Raw genomic sequence first — 14,823 nt, 5'->3', positions numbered from 1 at the left:
GGAGAAGCCGACCATGGGCGCCGCTGAGAAGCTCGACGGCACGATCCCTTTCTGGCCCGCCGCGATGACGCGGCCGATGGCGCTCGCCTATACCAGCGTGTCCGAGGCGCAGATGCGCCAGTGGGAGCGCGAGGGTACCGTGCGCTTCCGGGCGCGCGGGCCGAACGGCTCGATGATTACCGAGCGCGCCCAGCTGGATGAGGCGCTCCGCAAGCTGTTCGGCGAGGTCGCCGAAGACATGGACTTCGGCGATGGCGACTGAGCGACTGCCGGCCTATGTGAACGTGCGGCGGCTCGCCGGCGGCCAACGCGCCTATTTCTGGTGCCGCCCCGCCTGGGCCGATCCGAAGCTCGCTACCTCACCCGATGAGAAGGTCCGCCGGAAGGCATTGCGCGACGGCAAGACGTGCCCGGTCGCGAGCACACCGTTGGGCACCGATATCGCGGAGGTGTTCGTCCGCGCCCGCGTACTGAACGAGGCGTTCGCCGCCTGGCGCCTGGGCGACAAGGCGGAGGTGCCGCACGGCACGATCGCGTGGCTGTTCGATTGGTACCGCAAGCAGGAGCGGTTCACCGACAAGCGGCACCAGACGCGCATCGGGTACGAGCGCGCCATGCGCTACGTCGAGGAAATGTCGATGAAGACCGGCACCTTTGGCCAGCGACAGGCTGGCGCGGTGGATGGGCCGGCCGCCGACAAGCTCTATCAGCGCGCGATCGCGAAACATGGCGAGCGGCAGGGATCCTACATGATGCAGGTCTGCCGGCTGGTGTGGAGCCTCGCGAGCCGGCCGGGCTATTCGAAGCACACCGGCGTCAAGGTGAACCCGTTCAAAGGGATGGGCATCAAGACGAGCGTCGGCGCCGGCAAGGGCAACCGCGCCGCGACGCGCGCCGAATACGACCTCTATCGCGAGACCGCCCGCGCCATGGGCCGCCAGTCGATGGCAACCGCCGCGGCGCTGTGCTTCGAGACCTGCCAGCGCGTCACGGACGCGTTCGGGTTCGAGGATCCGGACGGCAAGGTGATCCGTGGCTTCTTCTGGGACGACTATAAGCCCGGCGAGCAGATCACGGTCGTGCAGTCGAAGACGAACAAGAGGATCACCCTGCCGCTCGTCGACGGTACCGGCGAAGATGCCATCCAGCTCTACCCGGAGCTGGAGGCCGAGCTCGCGCGCACGCCGCGGCAAGAAGGCGTCGAGCGCCCGATGATCGTGTTCGATGAGCGGACCGGCAAGGCGTACGGCATCGACTACATGCAGAAGCTGCATAAGCGGATCCGCATCAAGGCCGGGCTGCCGAAGGATTTGCGGTTCACCAGCTTCCGGCATGGCGGCATCACTGAGATCGGCGATTCTGGCGAGGTGGATATCCGCGCCGTCTCCGGTCACTCGGAGATCAAGACGACGAAGATCTACGACAAGGCCAACCGTGAGAAGGCTCTCCGGATCGCGCGCGCCAGGCGCGAGCACATCGCCCGCGTCGTGGGCAGCACCAAACCAGGAGACGACGAATGACGAATGCAGACCGTGAAGCGGCAGAGCGAGTCCAGGCGTATATCGATGCTTACGAAGATGCGCCGAGCTGGGGTGGTCATACGATGTACCCGGCGGCACCGTCTGTCGCGGACCTAAAGGCCATTCTCCGCCACCGTGAGACATCCACATTTGGGGAGGGGCTCCAGGCAGGAACGCTGGATCCGGAGCCATGCCCTCATTGCGGCGGGGAGGCAGAGACATACAAGTCCTCGGACAAAGTCCATCCTTATCGCACTGTCTGCAAGGGCTGCGGGGCATCCACGTCGTATCACGGCGATTGGTTTCAGTGCGTCGCGTTCTGGAATCGGCGAGCCGCGCCATACGATGCTGTGCGGGAGGCGCTGGAGAGGCTGAAGGGCTTGGAACTGTCCGAAGACGGCCTTTCACTCCGATGGCCCTATGATGGCGATGTGGACGGGGACGGGCGATGGATCACCGTTGGCGGGAACGCAGTTATCACCTTCGAGGACAGCGATGATGGCGAGGCTGCACGGCAGTTTCTCCTCGCAGCACTAAACAACCAGCTCGCGGCGGAGCGATGACCTGCCCGCATACTGTTTCCCGCGGCCGGAAGGGGCAAGAGGGCTCTTGGTGCGAAGCGTGCGGCAAGCAACTGCTCGCGGTGCATGATCGGCCCTGCGGTGAATGCTGTCATCATTCTCGTTGGATGGGATCTTCCTCATGCAGAAAGAAGCTCATGGCGATCGTGCCATCGATGCGGGTCTCCTATAGCACGCTGCCGGGCGCGGATGGTCTGTGCTTCGAACCGTTAGGTGCGCAGCCATGATCGGGGCGAAGATAATGCTCGACGACGATCGCCAATTCGCGAGCGTCTACCTCCGGGAGAAACCTGCAGTCGGCGAGTACCTTTGGTTCTCGGACCCGTCAGGCCAGATCCGGAGGGACTTTGGTGCAACGAGCTTCCTTGTGCGCGAAATCGCCCATTGGGTGAACGAAGAATGGTCACCGGCTACGCATACGGGCGAACCTATCCAGACCCTTGCCATCTATGTTGAGCCCAACTCGGCTGGTGCATAATTATTTTACGCACTTACTGCGTATTCCGCTTGCGCCGATCAGGAAATGTGCTAAAACAAAATCACCGGGCCGAAATGGCTCGGCCCGGTTGAACCGGAGACTAGGATGGAAATCTTAGGCTGGTTCATCCAAAAACTGAAGTCGGTAAAAGTGAAGTTCCACCTCTCACTTAAGATCGACATCAAGATCGGATGAACTATCGGGGGGAAGGGTCCAAACCTTCTCCCCACCGGGTCATCCAATGAATGGCGAAGAACTGAAACTGAGGCGGAAGGCTCTCGGTATGACACAGGCGCAACTAGCGGAGGCCGTAGACCTAAGCCGCGACTTCATCGGCCAGATGGAGCGCGGCATAGCGCCTATCGGCGTCCGGACGGCGGCGGCCGTTCGCGCGCTGCGTGCAGCGGCCGGCGACCGGCCGCCGGCGAGCGCGCGAGATCCAATGGAGCGGCTGATCGAAGATGCACTGATCGAAGCGGGAGTTTCTTTCACTCGCGAGGGGCAGCCGGGTCACCAGTACGCGCTCGACTTCTACCTGCCAGATTCGGACGTGTTCATCGAGGTGAAGCGGTTCCACAGCGATCGCATCGCGGCGCAGACGGCCCGGGTGCCGAACGTGATCGTGGCCCAGGGCAAGCCTGCTGTGGAGGCGCTGGCCGCGCTGATCCGCGCTGGTGGCTTTGCAGTCGGCCAGCCGCGATGAGCCCGCTGGAGCGCGCTGCCCGCGCCCTGTGCGAGCTCGACAAAAACCCGCCCGGTGCGACCATGGACGGCAAGCCGCTATGGATGGATTACCTGCCCGAGGTGCGGGCAGTGATCGAGGCCATCCGGCAGCCGAGTGAGGAAATGCTGGCGGCTTCTGGTATCCCCACTCTCAGGAAGCGGATCGACCAGCTCGAGAATTCCGCCCTGATGGCAAGGTTCAAGGGTATCGGTCGTGAGGCCGATGGCGAGACTGCCGACGTCCTGCGAGGCGTGCTTGCCGAGGTGGAAGGAGACTGGACCGCCATGCTCGATGCGCTGCTGTCGGCTAAATTGCGCTGATATCCCTCGGTTCCGCGTCGCTAATCGCGGCCGGAACGAACCGAGAATGTCAAAACACGTGTCAAAAGACGTGTCAAAACGCCCCAGCGCCGGGCGGCTCTGAGCGTCAAAAAAAGCTAGGTTTTCTGCGGCTTTAGGTGGTGACCCGGAGAGGATTCGAACCTCCGACCTCTCGATTAGGAATCGCTTGCTCTATCCTGCTGAGCTACCGGGCCACGCGGCCGCTGGTACCCGGCTCGCGCGATCAAATCAATTGCGCGCCTCGGGGGGCACCACTGGGACCAGCAGCGGCGCGACCGGTACGCCCTCGTCGACCAGCGCCTTGGCCTCGGCCAGCGTCGCCTGGCCGTGGATCGGCGCCTCGGGCGCGTCGCCGGCATGCATCGCCCGCGCCTTCTCGGCAAAGGCCTTGCCGACCCATTGCGAGGTTTCAAGTTGCTTGGCCTGGAGCTGGGCGAGCGCCGCCAGCGCGGCCTTGAACGCCTCCGGCGTCACTGGCGGCGTGCCGGCGCCCTGATTGCCCTTGGCCGCCACCGCCGGCGCCATCACCGCCTTGGCGACCTCGCGATCGCCGCACAACGGACAGGCGATCAGCCCCTGCGCGCGCTGCTCCGCATAGGCGGCACTCGACTTGAACCAGGCCTCGAACACATGGTTGCCGCTGCACTTGAGGTCGAAGACGATCACGCCGGGGTCGCCTCGGGAATCGCGCGGCGGTGGCGCAGCACCGGCACCCGCGTGCGCACATCCTCCAGCCGCGCCGTGTCGAGCGTCGCGAAGCCCAGCCCCGCCGGCGCGCCCATGTCGAGCAGCACGTCGCCCCAGGGGTCGATCGCGAGGCTGTGGCCATAGGTCGCGCGGCCGTCTTCGTGCTCGCCGGTCTGCGCCGCCGCGAGCACGAAGGCCGCCGCCTCGATCGCGCGGGCGCGCAGCAGCACATGCCAGTGCGCCGCGCCGGTCGGGCGGGTGAACGCGGCCGGCACCGCCAGGATCGTCGCCCCGGCATTGCTCAGCGTGCGGAACAGGTCCGGGAAGCGCAGGTCGTAGCAGATCGCCATGCCCAGCTTGCCGAGCGGGGTATCGACCACCACCGGCCCCGCGCCCGCGGTATAGCTGTTCGATTCGCGCCAGCTCTCGCCGCTCGGCAGGTCGACATCGAACAGGTGCATCTTGTCGTAGCGGGCGCGGATCGCGCCGCTGTCGTCGATCACGAACGCGCGATTGGCGAGCTTGCCGTCCTCGCGCAGCACCGCGAGGCTGCCGAGATGCACCCAGATCCCGTGCGCCGCCGCGGCTTCGCGGACCGCCGAAAGTACACGATCATCGCGCTCATGCGCATAGTGATGTTGGGCGCGTTCACGGTTGCCGTCGAGCAGGCCGGACATTTCGGGGGTGAACAGCATCGCCGCCCCGCCCGCTTTGGCCTGTGCCACCGCCTCGACCAGCGTCGCGGCATTGGCGGCGGGATCGATCCCGCTCGTCATCTGGAGCAGCGCGGCGCGGCTCATGCGGCGAGCAGCGGATCCAGGCCGCCCTGGCGGTCCAGCGCGGCGAGATCGTCCGAGCCGCCGATATGCTTGCCGTCGATGAAGACCTGCGGCACCGTCGTGCGTCCGGGCGCGCGCTCCAGCATCTCGGCGCGCTTGGGCCCGCCCATGGTGATGTCATACTCCTCATACGCCGCGCCCTTGGCGGAGAGGAGGTTCTTGGCGCGCGTGCAATAGGGGCAGAACGCCTTGGTGTAGATTTCGACCTTTGCCATAATGCCTCCAGACGTGTGCGCGAGGCCCCGGCTTGTCAATCCAGGGGCGCCTCCTCGGCAAGAACGCGCGCCCAGCACAGAAGGATCACCCGCGCCGCCCCGCCGCGCTTGAGCAGCCGCGCGCAGGCATCGCCGGTCGCGCCGCTGGTGTGGACGTCGTCGACGAGCAGCACGGTGCGCCCCTGCAGCTTGGCGCGCGCCCCCGGCCCCAGCGCGAAGGCACCCGCGACCGCCTTGGCCCGCGCCCGCCGCCCCAGCCCCTGCAGCTTGGGCGTCGCCCTGACCCGCCGCAGCAGGTCGCGTTCCACCGGCAGGCCACTGCGCCGCGCCACGCCGTGCGCGATCAGCACCGCCTGGTTGAAGCCGCGCGACCAGAGCCGCCAGCGATGCAGCGGCACCGGCACCAGCAGATCGGCCCCTTCCGGCACCAGCCGCGCCATCGCCCGCGCCATCGTCTCGGCCGCCGCCAGCCGCCCGCCATATTTGAGCTTGAGCGCCAGCCGCCGCGCGACGTCGCCATAGGCCACCGCCGCGCGGACCCCGTCGTGCGGCGGCGGATCGGCGAGGCAGGCCGCGCAGCGCGCGCCCGGGCCGCGATCAAAGTCGAACGGCAGGTTGCAGGCCGCGCACCACGGCGCCCCGAGAAACTGCAGGCTGTCCCAGCAACCCGCGCAAAAGCGGTGATCAGCCTCGACGATCGCGCCGCAGCCCGGGCAGCGCGGCGGCAGCGCCAGATCGACTAGGCGGAGAAGAGGCGCGCGCGGATCCACCCCGCTCTTGTTCCAAGCCCCGCGTCGCTGCACAAGCGCCCCTGTGTCCGACTCCGAGATCTTCGACCGCGCGCTCCGCCGCAAGCGCCGCGACCGCGCCGCCCGCAGCTATGAAGGCTTCCTCCGCGACCACATGCTCGACGGCCTGCTCGAGCGACTGGAAGGCGTGAAGCGCGACTTCCGCAATGTGCTCGACCTGGGCAGCGCCGATGGCAGCTTCTTCTGGCCGGGCGCGACGATCACCCGGCTCGAACCCGGATCGGTCTTCGCCGCGACAACCGGCGCGATCCAGGCCGACGAGGACATGTACCCCTTCCCCGAGGCGAGCTTCGACCTGGTGATCTCGGCCGGCGTGCTGGATACCGTGAACGACGTGCCCGGCGCGCTGGCGCTCGCCCGCCGCGCGCTGAAGCCCGACGGGCTGTTCCTGGGCGCGTTCCTCGGCGCGGGCAGCCTCTCGACGCTGCGCGCCTGCCTGCTCGCCGCCGAAGCGGACCGGCCAGTGGCACGCTTCCACCCGCAGATCGACGTGCGCGCCGCGGGCGACCTGCTCTCGCGCGCCGGCTTCACCTTGCCGGTGGCCGATGTCGAGACGCTGACCGTCCGCTATGGCGGGCTCGGCGGCCTGATCCGCGACCTGCGCGGCATGGCGGCGACCAATTTGCTGCCCAACACGCCGCCGCTCCGCCGCGAGACGCTGCTCGGCACCGCCGCCGCCTTCGCCGAGCGCGCCGAGCCCGACGGCCGCACCCCGGAACGCTTCTCGATCGTCACCCTGACCGGCTGGGCCCCCGATCCCTCGCAGCCCAAGCCCGCCCGGCCGGGCAGCGCCACGGCGTCGCTGGCGGACGCGCTCAAGCCGAAGGGCTAGGGGCTAGCTGGTTCGACCACGCCTTGGCGCTGCAATTTCAGATCTTCATCGCGAACCAGGTTGGGTAACGCGAATTCCAGCTATCCTCCGCGCACTGGATCACGTGGAGTTCCAACCCGTTCGCCGCGACGAAGCTATCCACCGCACGCATCACAAGCGGCCAGTCAGAATGATAGTCGTCGCCGGCCATGATGCCGCCCATCCGCAGCTTGGGAAACCATTGCGCGAAAGTAAGACCGTTTTCCTCGCCCGTATGTGCATAGCCGTCGACATAGATGAAATCGAGGGTGTCGTCGCCGAACAGGTCAAGTGCCTCGTCGAACCGCATGCGGAGGCAGGAATTCCTGTCGCGATAGGGATTAAGCAGCCGCAGCGCCTGCTTGTACTGCTCGACGTCATGCCCTCGATCCCCGGCCCACATGTCGATGCTGAACAGATAGGCGAGTTCGGAACGTTCCAGTATTCGCTTGGAAAAGTCTCCTGCTGCGACGCCGAGTTCCACACCGATCCCGCCGGAGCGGATGATCATCGCCACATCGTCGCGCCGGGTGAACTCCTTCGCAAGCAGCCGCAGCGAGGCATTGCACTGCGCACGCTGGCTTTCGGCCGCGGGCGCAGCCACGGCGGCAGGATCGATATCTGCCATGCGGCACTCTCCATCAAAGGCTGCCGCGCTTCACAGCCACGGCAAATCATATCCAACTATGGACGAGTATGTTTAAAGACCTGGTTAAACTTGGCTTGCGCAGCTGTGTTCAGGCTCGCAGCACGGACGCCAGCACATCGAGAAACGGCAGGTCGGCCGGCGGCATCGGCAGGCTGCGCAGCAGCGCCATGTCGGCCCAGGCGAGCGCGCTGGCGTGGCGCGGCTCGGGTACGCCCTGCCAGCTGTCGAGGCGGTAGAGCATCAGCAGCAGGTGACGATCGGGCAAGGCCAGGCTGGCAAAGCTGAGCGGAACCAGCACGGCGGGATCGACGCCCACGCCCAGTTCCTCGTCCAGCTCGCGGGCCAGCGCAGCCTCGGGGCTCTCGCCCGGCTCGATCTTGCCGCCGGGGAACTCCCACAGACCCGCCAGCGCGGTGCCTTCGGGGCGCTGCTGCACCAGCACGCGCCCTTCGACCAGCATCGCCGCGGCAACGACGAGGAGGATCGGGCGGGGTCCGCTAATCACTTTGCAACCAAATTCTGCAACATTTCGCACCATGTCCTGAACGAGATTGGATGCCGATGCGAGCCCTGATTACCCTCCTGCATGCCGTGGCCCGCGCAAATCGTGGCGCGACTGCAGTGGAATACGGCCTGATCCTGGCGCTGATCGTGCTTGCCTTGATCTCGGCGCTGTCGGGGCTGGGCAGCACCACCAGCCAGCTGTGGGGCAATGTGTCGCAAAAGGTCCAGCAGGCGGGCCAGTAACGCGCGTCAACCTTTTGCTAAGCGCGGCATTTAGGCCGTTCTTAACCCCTCTTCCCTAGGGTGAACGGGCCTTTCCGGATCTTCGGGCAGGCCGGTGTTTGAAGTTTCTGGGACGATGGAGTCGGGTATGCAGAAGATTCGCAATTTCCTCAAGAATTCCAAGGGCGCGACCGCGATCGAATATGGTCTGATCGCCGCGCTCATCGCCGTCGCCGCGATCGCCGCGATGCAGGGCCTGGGCAGCCAGCTGAACAAGACGTTCGGCAACGTCACGTCGAACATGAAGGCTTCCTAAGCCTTCGGTTTCGCTTTCGCGGGGACGGGCGCTGCTGCCGGGCACGACCGTCCCTCAGATCATGGAAGGAGCCGCCGGATGAAGTTCTTTCGCAAGCTGCGCACCGATCGCAAGGGCGCGACCGCCATCGAATATGGCCTGATCGCCGCGCTGATCGCCGTCGCCGCCATCGCCGCCATGCAGGGCCTGGGCACGCAGCTCAGCACCACTTTCGGCAACGTCACGTCGGCGATGAAGACGCAGTAACCGCCGCGCCATTTCTCCGCGAACCCAAGGGCCGGCGCCTGCGCCGGCCCTTTTTCGTTTATGCGTCAGACGCGGCCCATCGCGAGGAACTTCGCACGGCGCGCCTGGCGCAGCGATTCCGGCGACATGCCGGCCAGCCCCTCCAGCGCCTTTTCGATCGCATCGCCCAGCGCCTGCACTGCCTGGCCCGGTGCGCGATGTGCACCGCCCAGCGGCTCCGGCACGATCCGGTCGATCACCTTCAGCTCCTTCAGGTGCTGCGCGGTGACCTTCATCGCCTCGGCGGCGTCGGCGGCCTTGTCGGCGGTGCGCCACAGGATCGAGGCACAGCCCTCGGGCGAGATCACCGAATAGACCGCGTGCTCCATCATCAGCACCTGGTTGCCCGCCGCCAGCGCCACCGCGCCGCCCGAGCCGCCCTCGCCGAGGATCGAGGCGACCAGCGGCACGCCGAGCGACAGGCACGTCTCGGTCGAGCGCGCGATCGCCTCTGCCTGGCCGCGCTCCTCGGCCTGCACGCCCGGGAACGCGCCCGAGGTATCGACCAGCGTGATCACCGGGATGCCGAAGCGGTCGGCGAGCTTCATCAGGCGGATCGCCTTGCGATAGCCCTCGGGCTTGCCCATGCCGAAATTGTGCTTGAGCCGGCTGGCGGTATCGTCGCCCTTCTCATGGCCGATCACCATCACGCGGCGCCCGCGGAAGCGGCCGAGACCGCCGATGATCGCATTGTCGTCGGCAAAGGCACGGTCGCCGCCCAGCGGCATGAAGTCTTCGATCAGCCCGGCGACGTAATGCTTGAAGTGCGGGCGCTCGGGATGGCGGGCGACCTGCGTCTTCTGCCACGGCGTCAGCTTGGCATAGGTGTCGAGCAGCAGCTTGTCCGACTTGGCCTGGAGCGGGGCGATCTCGGCGGCGATGTCCACGTCGCCGCCCTGGGCGGCGCTGCGCAGCTCGTCGATCTTGCCCTGGAGCTCGGCGATCGGCTTCTCGAAGTCGAGGAATGTCGTCATGCGCGTGGCGCTACCGGGCGCCGCGCTTCGCGTCAACGCGCGGGCGACTCCAATTCCTCCCCGGCACGGGTAGGGGGACCGCGCGTCGCAGGCGCGTGGTGGAGGGGCCGCGCCGCAAGGCGCGGAGCGTGTCGATCGCTCCGGGTACCGCCGCGTGCCGCGGCGGCCCCTCCACCATGTGCTGCGCACATGGTCCCCTCCCCGGGACGGGGAGGACCTGCAGGTCAGCGCTTTCCCGCCAGCGCCTCGCCGAGCGGGTGCCGTGCATTGACCAGCTCGACCAGCCGGCGGCTGTCGACATGGGTGTAGATTTCGGTCGTCGCGATGTCCGCATGGCCGAGCATCGCCTGCAACGCGCGCAGATCGGCCCCACCCTCCAGCAGATGCGTCGCGAAGGCGTGGCGCAGGACGTGGGGGCTCACCCGCTCGGGCGGAATGCCCGCCGCCGCCGCCAGCGCACGGACGATCTGGTAGAGACGGATGCGCGTCAGGTGCTTCTTGCCCGACGGGAACAGCCATGCCTGGTCCGCCGGCACCTGGGTGCGCCACAGCGCCACTGCGGCGCGGGCCCGGTCCGAGATCGGCACCAGCCGCTCGCGCCCGCCCTTGCCCTTCAGGATCAGGAACGGCCGATCGGGGTGGATGGCATTCCGGGGAAGCGAGACGAGCTCGGTCGCCCGCAGGCCCGAGCCATAGAGCAGCTCGATCAGCGCGGCGAGCCGCAGGTCGAGCGGATCGGGCGGCACCCGCGCCTGGCGCTCGGCGATCGCGGCGAACATCGCGTCGACATCGCCGGTGCTGAGGATCCTGGGCAGGCGCCGCGCGGTGCCGGGTCGCGGCAGCGCGCCGCCGGGATCGTCGCCGCGGTGCCCCTCCTCGGCGAGAAAGGCGAAGAACCGCCGCAGCGCCGAGGATTTCCGCGCGACCGTGGCGCGGGCGAGGTCCGCCCAGCCGCCGCTCAGCCGTTCGATGTCCGCGCGGCCGGCGGTCGCCAACCCGCCGCCCAGCGCCTCCGAGGCGAGCCGCAGGTCGGTGCCATAGGCGGCGACGGTGTTCGCTGCCGCGCCCGATTCGGCGCGCAGCATCTCGAGAAAGCGGTCGATCAGCGCGCGGTCGTCGCTCACGCCGCGCGCGTGACCGCCTCCACGGCGATCATCCGGGCATAGTTGGCCATCCCCGCCGCGCGCATCGCCGCGACGATGTGGTACAGCGCCTCGGGCGTCACCTGGTCCCAGCGCGGCGACTGCATGCCGACCCCGGCGAGCAGCGCGACCATGCCGGGCTGGCTGGCGGCGCCAGCACGATCGATCGCCTGGGTCCAGGCATTGACGCCGCCCAGCCCCACCTTGGTCGCCTCGGCCCCGCGCTGGGCATCGGCGGGCGCGAGCCGGCCAAGCCCGGCCAGCCCGGCCAGCAGCATCGCCGCCTTGCGCGGGCTCGCGGCACCGGCATAGCGCTCGAAATCGGCATAGCCGATCGCGCCGGCAGGCTCGACGAGCGCGAGCAGCGCCCAGCCCTCGCTGCCCGGCGCGACCACGCCGCGCCATTGCAGCGCCGCCGACTCATAGCCGGCCGACAGCATGGAGGCGATCAGCCGGTCGGGCTCGGCCGCATTCTTGTTCGCCGGAACCCAGGCCGCAGCTTTGGCAGTCAGCACCAGCCGCGCATAGCGCAGCCGCGGCGTCTCGGCCGCATCCCACAGGCTGCGCATCGCCTGCACCCGCTCGCCGGGCGACCCGGTATAGGCGCTGCGGAGATCGCGCGCGGTCTTCTGCAGCGGATCGGGCACGTCGCTCGCCTGGTCGATCTCGGCATAAAGGTCGACCAGCGCGGCGTTCGACAGCACGCCGGCCGCCGCCGCCAGTTCCGCCGCGGGCGCGCGCAACGCCGGGGCGACCAGCGGCGACAGCGCCTGCCAGTAGCGATAGTGCGGCCCCACCGTGGCGAAGAGATTGTCGGGGATGTCCGCCCCCGCCGCCGTCGCCATGCCGAACCGCCAGGCGGAAAGCGCGGGTACGCCGACCCAGTCGATCGTCACCGCGCGCCGCGAATCGGCGCCCATGCCGACCACCTTGGTGGCGAGCAGTGTATCGATGTCGTTGCGCGGCTTGCCCTTGGCCGCGGCATCCAGCCGCTGGTCGGCTTCGCTCGGCTTGCCGGCAAGCCCGGCGCAGATCGCCTGCGCCAGCGCCCAGCCGCGATCGGGCACCGCCGCGGCGGCATCGTCGACGATCGGGCATACCGCGGCGGGATCGCCCGTCGCCAGCGCCACCTGCATCGCCACCCGGTCGAGCGCGTTGGTATAGTCGTCGATGTCGACATAGCTGACCAGCCCGCGCGCGGCGGTCGCCTCGCCCATGCGGAGCAGCAGCCAGGCGCGCTCCGCGGCATAATCGGCGCCGTCGACTCCCGCGGGCGTGTCGAGCGGCGACATCAGCGCGCGGCGCAGCGCGATCGACACCCAGCGCGAGGCGACCGGCGCATCGAGCCGGCGCATCAGGGTGATCTGCGTCGCCGCCGGCACCTTGCCGAACGCATCGGCAGGAAACGGCGCATTGCCCGCCGCGAGGATGCCGACGCGGTCCAGCGGCCGGCGCACGCCCTTGGGCAGATCATATTGCGACAGGTCGATCGCCGGCGCCGCCACCACGCTGGCGTTGCTTTCCTCGACATCGAATGCGTCGGGCCCGGTATCCGGCCCCGCCGACAGCATGTCACCGCTCGGCGACGGCGCCGCCGCCGGCGCGGCGCTGGGCGCCGGCGTGGGGCGCGGCGAAGGCTGTGGCCGCGGCGCCGGCTGGTCGAAGCCGGGCGGCAACAGCGATTCGGGAGCTTTCTGCTGCTGGCTGAACGCCGGCACGCCGACGGCGGCGAGCAGCGCCGCGGCGATCGCCAGGCGGGACGCCCTAGTTGGCGAGGTTTTCAAGCGCGACCGCCTTCTCCATGCGCACCGGCTCCTTCACGGTGTTGCGGCCTGCAAGGGCGAACATGCCCCCCACCAGAACCACCAGAATGACGAGCAACACGACAAGCAAACGCGGCATGAAAAACAGTCCATTCCTTGAGCGGACGGGCCTTTTGCCCGCGACGGTCCCTCGCTGTATAGCCCTTCGCACGATGTTACAAACGCATGCGCAACTTAACGCCTGGACCGGCAAGCCCATCGTGCTGGTGGGATTGATGGGGGCCGGCAAAACCACGGTAGGGCGCCGCCTCGCCCAGCGCCTGCGGCTTCCCTTCGTCGATGCCGATGCGGAAATCGAATCGGCGGCGGGCATGTCGGTCTCGGACATCTTCGCGAAATTCGGCGAACCGCATTTCCGCGACGGCGAACGGCGGGTGATCGCCCGGCTGGTCGACGGCACGCCCAAGGTGATCGCCACCGGCGGCGGCGCCTTCATCAACGACGAGACGCGGGCGCTGATTCTCGACCAAGCGATCTCGATCTGGCTCGATGCCGAACCGGCGATCCTCGCCGATCGGGTCCGGCGGCGCGACACGCGGCCCTTGCTGCGCGGCAAGGATCCGCTGGCGACGCTCAGCGAGCTCGCGCGAGTGCGCAATCCCTATTACGCGCTTGCGCAGATCCGCGTACCCAGCGTAGCCGCGCCGCACGAAACCACCGTCGAAGCGATCCTGAAGGCCCTGCACAAGTGACCACCATTCCCGTCGCGCTGGGCGCACGCAGCTATGACGTGCGCATCGAACCCGGCTTGCTGGTGCGCGCCGGCGCGGTGCTCGCCCCGCTGTCGCGCGGACGGCCGATGCCGATCGTCACCGATACGAATCTGGCGGCGCATTGCGAGACGCTGGTCGCCAGCCTCGCCGCCCAGGGCATCGCCGCGCCGGTGCGGGTGCTGCCGGCGGGGGAAAGCACCAAGAGCTGGGCGCAGCTCGAATCGCTGACCGATTGGCTGCTGGCGCAGGGCGTGGTGCGCAGCGATCACGCGATCGCACTGGGCGGCGGCGTGATCGGCGATCTCGTCGGCTTCGCGACCAGCATCCTCAAGCGCGGCTGCAACTTCGTCCAAGTGCCCACCACGCTGCTCGCCCAGGTCGACAGCTCGGTGGGCGGCAAGACCGCGATCAATTCGAAGGCGGGCAAGAACCTGATCGGCGCGTTCCACCAGCCCTCGGTGGTGCTGATCGACCCGCAGGTGCTGGACAGCCTGCCCCAGCGCGAGCTGCGCGCCGGCTATGCCGAAGTCGCGAAATACGGGCTGATCGACGATGCCGGGTTCTTCGCCTGGTGCGAGACCAATGCCGCCGCGCTGTTCGCGGGCGATCCGGCCGCACGGGCGGAGGCGATCGGCCATTCGGTCGCCGCCAAGGCACGGATCGTCGCGGCGGACGAACGCGAGACGACGGGCACGCGTGCGCTGCTCAACCTCGGCCATACCTTCGGCCATGCGCTGGAGGCGGAGACCGGATTCTCGGACAAGCTGCTCCACGGCGAGGCGGTAGCCGCGGGAATGGCGCTCGCGTTCGCCTTCTCGGCGCAGCAGGGGCTGTGCCCGGTCGCGGATGCCGAGCGGGTCGCCGCGCATCTTCGCGCGGTGGGGCTGCCCGACGGGCTGGCCGCCGCCGGGGTGTCGGCAGACGGCGCGACGCTGGTCGGCCATATGCTCCACGACAAGAAGATGGAGGGGAACACCCTGCCCTTCCTGCTCGCCCGCGGCATCGGCCAGACCTATCTGGACAAGACGGTGGACCTGGCGAAGGTCGCGGCGTTCCTGGACGGGCAACGCCGCTAAATTCCTCCCCGGCACGGGGAGGGGGACCAAGACGCGCAGCGGCTTGGTGGAGGGGCCGCCGCGCCAGCGGCGGGG

The 14,823-nt window shown here is 68.3% G+C and carries 20 protein-coding genes and 1 tRNA gene; 11 read left to right on the top strand and 10 right to left on the bottom strand.

What is annotated here, in order from left to right; translation table 11 throughout:
* The first annotated feature begins 13 nt into the window (after positions 1-13).
* The 5 genes from SAZ01S_RS07945 to SAZ01S_RS07920 all read left to right on the top strand — a co-directional run bounded on the left by SAZ01S_RS07945 (position 14) and on the right by SAZ01S_RS07920 (position 3,623).
* Entirely contained in the window at positions 14-262 is a 249-nt protein-coding gene (locus SAZ01S_RS07945; protein WP_084581737.1) for a hypothetical protein, read from the top strand.
* A gap of 22 nt (positions 263-284) precedes the next feature.
* Complete coding sequence (locus SAZ01S_RS07940; protein WP_167693104.1) at positions 285-1,520, top strand: tyrosine-type recombinase/integrase; 1,236 nt, start codon at positions 285-287, stop codon at positions 1,518-1,520.
* On the top strand, positions 1,517-2,083 hold the full coding sequence (locus tag SAZ01S_RS23580; protein WP_139809981.1) for a Lar family restriction alleviation protein: 567 nt from the start codon (positions 1,517-1,519) through the stop codon (positions 2,081-2,083). Before SAZ01S_RS07940 ends, SAZ01S_RS23580 begins: the two co-directional genes overlap by 4 nt.
* A 737-nt stretch (positions 2,084-2,820) precedes the next feature.
* Positions 2,821-3,282: a helix-turn-helix transcriptional regulator gene (locus SAZ01S_RS07925; protein ID WP_084581733.1), complete on the top strand. Its 462-nt coding sequence runs from the start codon at positions 2,821-2,823 to the stop codon at positions 3,280-3,282.
* Positions 3,279-3,623: a hypothetical protein gene (locus SAZ01S_RS07920; RefSeq protein ID WP_084581732.1), complete on the top strand. Its 345-nt coding sequence runs from the start codon at positions 3,279-3,281 to the stop codon at positions 3,621-3,623. Before SAZ01S_RS07925 ends, SAZ01S_RS07920 begins: the two co-directional genes overlap by 4 nt.
* A 138-nt stretch (positions 3,624-3,761) precedes the next feature.
* On the opposite strand, the gene SAZ01S_RS07915 is transcribed toward SAZ01S_RS07920, so the two are convergent.
* The 5 genes from SAZ01S_RS07915 to SAZ01S_RS07895 form a co-directional block, all read right to left on the bottom strand.
* A tRNA-Arg gene (locus tag SAZ01S_RS07915) sits at positions 3,762-3,838 on the bottom strand.
* 34 nt (positions 3,839-3,872) lie between these two features.
* Complete coding sequence (locus SAZ01S_RS07910) at positions 3,873-4,310, bottom strand: DUF1178 family protein (RefSeq protein ID WP_084581731.1); 438 nt, start codon at positions 4,308-4,310, stop codon at positions 3,873-3,875.
* Positions 4,307-5,131: a carbon-nitrogen hydrolase family protein gene (locus tag SAZ01S_RS07905; RefSeq protein WP_084581730.1), complete on the bottom strand. Its 825-nt coding sequence runs from the start codon at positions 5,129-5,131 to the stop codon at positions 4,307-4,309. The genes SAZ01S_RS07910 and SAZ01S_RS07905 overlap by 4 nt, the downstream gene beginning before the upstream one ends.
* Positions 5,128-5,385: a glutaredoxin 3 gene (gene grxC / locus SAZ01S_RS07900; protein WP_084581729.1), complete on the bottom strand. Its 258-nt coding sequence runs from the start codon at positions 5,383-5,385 to the stop codon at positions 5,128-5,130. Before grxC ends, SAZ01S_RS07905 begins: the two co-directional genes overlap by 4 nt.
* A 35-nt stretch (positions 5,386-5,420) precedes the next feature.
* A complete protein-coding gene (locus SAZ01S_RS07895; protein ID WP_139809980.1) occupies positions 5,421-6,155 on the bottom strand; it encodes a ComF family protein in 735 nt (244 codons plus the stop codon).
* Positions 6,156-6,198: 43 nt separating this feature from the next.
* On the opposite strand from SAZ01S_RS07895, the gene SAZ01S_RS07890 reads away from it, so the two are divergent.
* The gene (locus SAZ01S_RS07890; RefSeq protein ID WP_084581727.1) at positions 6,199-7,026 is read left to right on the top strand and encodes a methyltransferase domain-containing protein; all 828 of its coding nucleotides are present in this window, start codon (positions 6,199-6,201) and stop codon (positions 7,024-7,026) included.
* Positions 7,027-7,063: 37 nt separating this feature from the next.
* On the opposite strand, the gene SAZ01S_RS07885 is transcribed toward SAZ01S_RS07890, so the two are convergent.
* Positions 7,064-7,672 carry a class I SAM-dependent methyltransferase gene (locus SAZ01S_RS07885; protein WP_084581726.1) on the bottom strand — a complete coding sequence of 203 codons (609 nt, stop codon included), beginning with the start codon at positions 7,670-7,672 and terminating at the stop codon, positions 7,064-7,066.
* 109 nt (positions 7,673-7,781) lie between these two features.
* On the bottom strand, positions 7,782-8,231 hold the full coding sequence (locus tag SAZ01S_RS07880) for a (deoxy)nucleoside triphosphate pyrophosphohydrolase (RefSeq protein ID WP_167693102.1): 450 nt from the start codon (positions 8,229-8,231) through the stop codon (positions 7,782-7,784).
* 17 nt (positions 8,232-8,248) lie between these two features.
* On the opposite strand from SAZ01S_RS07880, the gene SAZ01S_RS07875 reads away from it, so the two are divergent.
* From SAZ01S_RS07875 to SAZ01S_RS07865, 3 genes are all read left to right on the top strand, one after another.
* Positions 8,249-8,440, top strand: coding sequence for a Flp family type IVb pilin (locus SAZ01S_RS07875; protein WP_084581725.1), 192 nt, complete (start codon positions 8,249-8,251; stop codon positions 8,438-8,440).
* Positions 8,441-8,567: 127 nt separating this feature from the next.
* Positions 8,568-8,735, top strand: coding sequence for a Flp family type IVb pilin (locus SAZ01S_RS07870; protein ID WP_084581824.1), 168 nt, complete (start codon positions 8,568-8,570; stop codon positions 8,733-8,735).
* A gap of 78 nt (positions 8,736-8,813) precedes the next feature.
* Positions 8,814-8,981, top strand: a complete 168-nt coding sequence (locus SAZ01S_RS07865) for a Flp family type IVb pilin (RefSeq protein WP_084581724.1) — start codon at positions 8,814-8,816, stop codon at positions 8,979-8,981.
* Positions 8,982-9,046: 65 nt separating this feature from the next.
* Here the strand turns inward: SAZ01S_RS07865 and SAZ01S_RS07860 are convergent, their stop codons facing one another.
* The 3 genes from SAZ01S_RS07860 to SAZ01S_RS07850 all read right to left on the bottom strand — a co-directional run bounded on the left by SAZ01S_RS07860 (position 9,047) and on the right by SAZ01S_RS07850 (position 12,920).
* Positions 9,047-9,994, bottom strand: a complete 948-nt coding sequence (locus tag SAZ01S_RS07860) for an acetyl-CoA carboxylase carboxyltransferase subunit alpha (RefSeq protein WP_084581722.1) — start codon at positions 9,992-9,994, stop codon at positions 9,047-9,049.
* Positions 9,995-10,218: 224 nt separating this feature from the next.
* Positions 10,219-11,118, bottom strand: coding sequence for a tyrosine-type recombinase/integrase (locus SAZ01S_RS07855; protein WP_084581720.1), 900 nt, complete (start codon positions 11,116-11,118; stop codon positions 10,219-10,221).
* On the bottom strand, positions 11,115-12,920 hold the full coding sequence (locus SAZ01S_RS07850; protein ID WP_245824714.1) for a hypothetical protein: 1,806 nt from the start codon (positions 12,918-12,920) through the stop codon (positions 11,115-11,117). The genes SAZ01S_RS07855 and SAZ01S_RS07850 overlap by 4 nt, the downstream gene beginning before the upstream one ends.
* 191 nt (positions 12,921-13,111) lie before the next feature.
* Here SAZ01S_RS07850 and SAZ01S_RS07845 point away from each other — a divergent pair, with 191 nt between their 5' ends.
* On the top strand, positions 13,112-13,651 hold the full coding sequence (locus SAZ01S_RS07845) for a shikimate kinase (protein WP_084581718.1): 540 nt from the start codon (positions 13,112-13,114) through the stop codon (positions 13,649-13,651).
* Entirely contained in the window at positions 13,648-14,748 is a 1,101-nt protein-coding gene (gene aroB, locus SAZ01S_RS07840; protein WP_084581716.1) for a 3-dehydroquinate synthase, read from the top strand. The genes SAZ01S_RS07845 and aroB overlap by 4 nt, the downstream gene beginning before the upstream one ends.
* Positions 14,749-14,823: the final 75 nt, after the last annotated feature.

Source organism: Sphingomonas azotifigens NBRC 15497 (assembly GCF_002091475.1).
GTDB lineage: Bacteria > Pseudomonadota > Alphaproteobacteria > Sphingomonadales > Sphingomonadaceae > Sphingomonas > Sphingomonas azotifigens.
The sequence above is the reverse complement of the archived record's forward strand: the minus strand, read 5'-3'. Positions and strand labels throughout refer to the sequence as shown.

What these genes read in the sequence shown, in the direction of transcription:
- grxC (WP_084581729.1), bottom strand. Translation starts at nt 5,385, where the DNA reads ATGGCAAAGGTCGAAATCTACACCAAGGCGTTCTGCCCCTATTGCACG.
- SAZ01S_RS07880 (WP_167693102.1), bottom strand. Translation starts at nt 8,231, where the DNA reads ATGGTGCGAAATGTTGCAGAATTTGGTTGCAAAGTGATTAGCGGACCC.
- SAZ01S_RS07905 (WP_084581730.1), bottom strand. Translation starts at nt 5,131, where the DNA reads ATGAGCCGCGCCGCGCTGCTCCAGATGACGAGCGGGATCGATCCCGCC.
- SAZ01S_RS07875 (WP_084581725.1), top strand. Translation starts at nt 8,249, where the DNA reads ATGCCGATGCGAGCCCTGATTACCCTCCTGCATGCCGTGGCCCGCGCA.
- SAZ01S_RS07925 (WP_084581733.1), top strand. Translation starts at nt 2,821, where the DNA reads ATGAATGGCGAAGAACTGAAACTGAGGCGGAAGGCTCTCGGTATGACA.
- SAZ01S_RS07860 (WP_084581722.1), bottom strand. Translation starts at nt 9,994, where the DNA reads ATGACGACATTCCTCGACTTCGAGAAGCCGATCGCCGAGCTCCAGGGC.
- SAZ01S_RS07885 (WP_084581726.1), bottom strand. Translation starts at nt 7,672, where the DNA reads ATGGCAGATATCGATCCTGCCGCCGTGGCTGCGCCCGCGGCCGAAAGC.
- SAZ01S_RS23580 (WP_139809981.1), top strand. Translation starts at nt 1,517, where the DNA reads ATGACGAATGCAGACCGTGAAGCGGCAGAGCGAGTCCAGGCGTATATC.
- SAZ01S_RS07845 (WP_084581718.1), top strand. Translation starts at nt 13,112, where the DNA reads ATGTTACAAACGCATGCGCAACTTAACGCCTGGACCGGCAAGCCCATC.
- SAZ01S_RS07945 (WP_084581737.1), top strand. Translation starts at nt 14, where the DNA reads ATGGGCGCCGCTGAGAAGCTCGACGGCACGATCCCTTTCTGGCCCGCC.
- SAZ01S_RS07870 (WP_084581824.1), top strand. Translation starts at nt 8,568, where the DNA reads ATGCAGAAGATTCGCAATTTCCTCAAGAATTCCAAGGGCGCGACCGCG.
- SAZ01S_RS07920 (WP_084581732.1), top strand. Translation starts at nt 3,279, where the DNA reads ATGAGCCCGCTGGAGCGCGCTGCCCGCGCCCTGTGCGAGCTCGACAAA.
- SAZ01S_RS07865 (WP_084581724.1), top strand. Translation starts at nt 8,814, where the DNA reads ATGAAGTTCTTTCGCAAGCTGCGCACCGATCGCAAGGGCGCGACCGCC.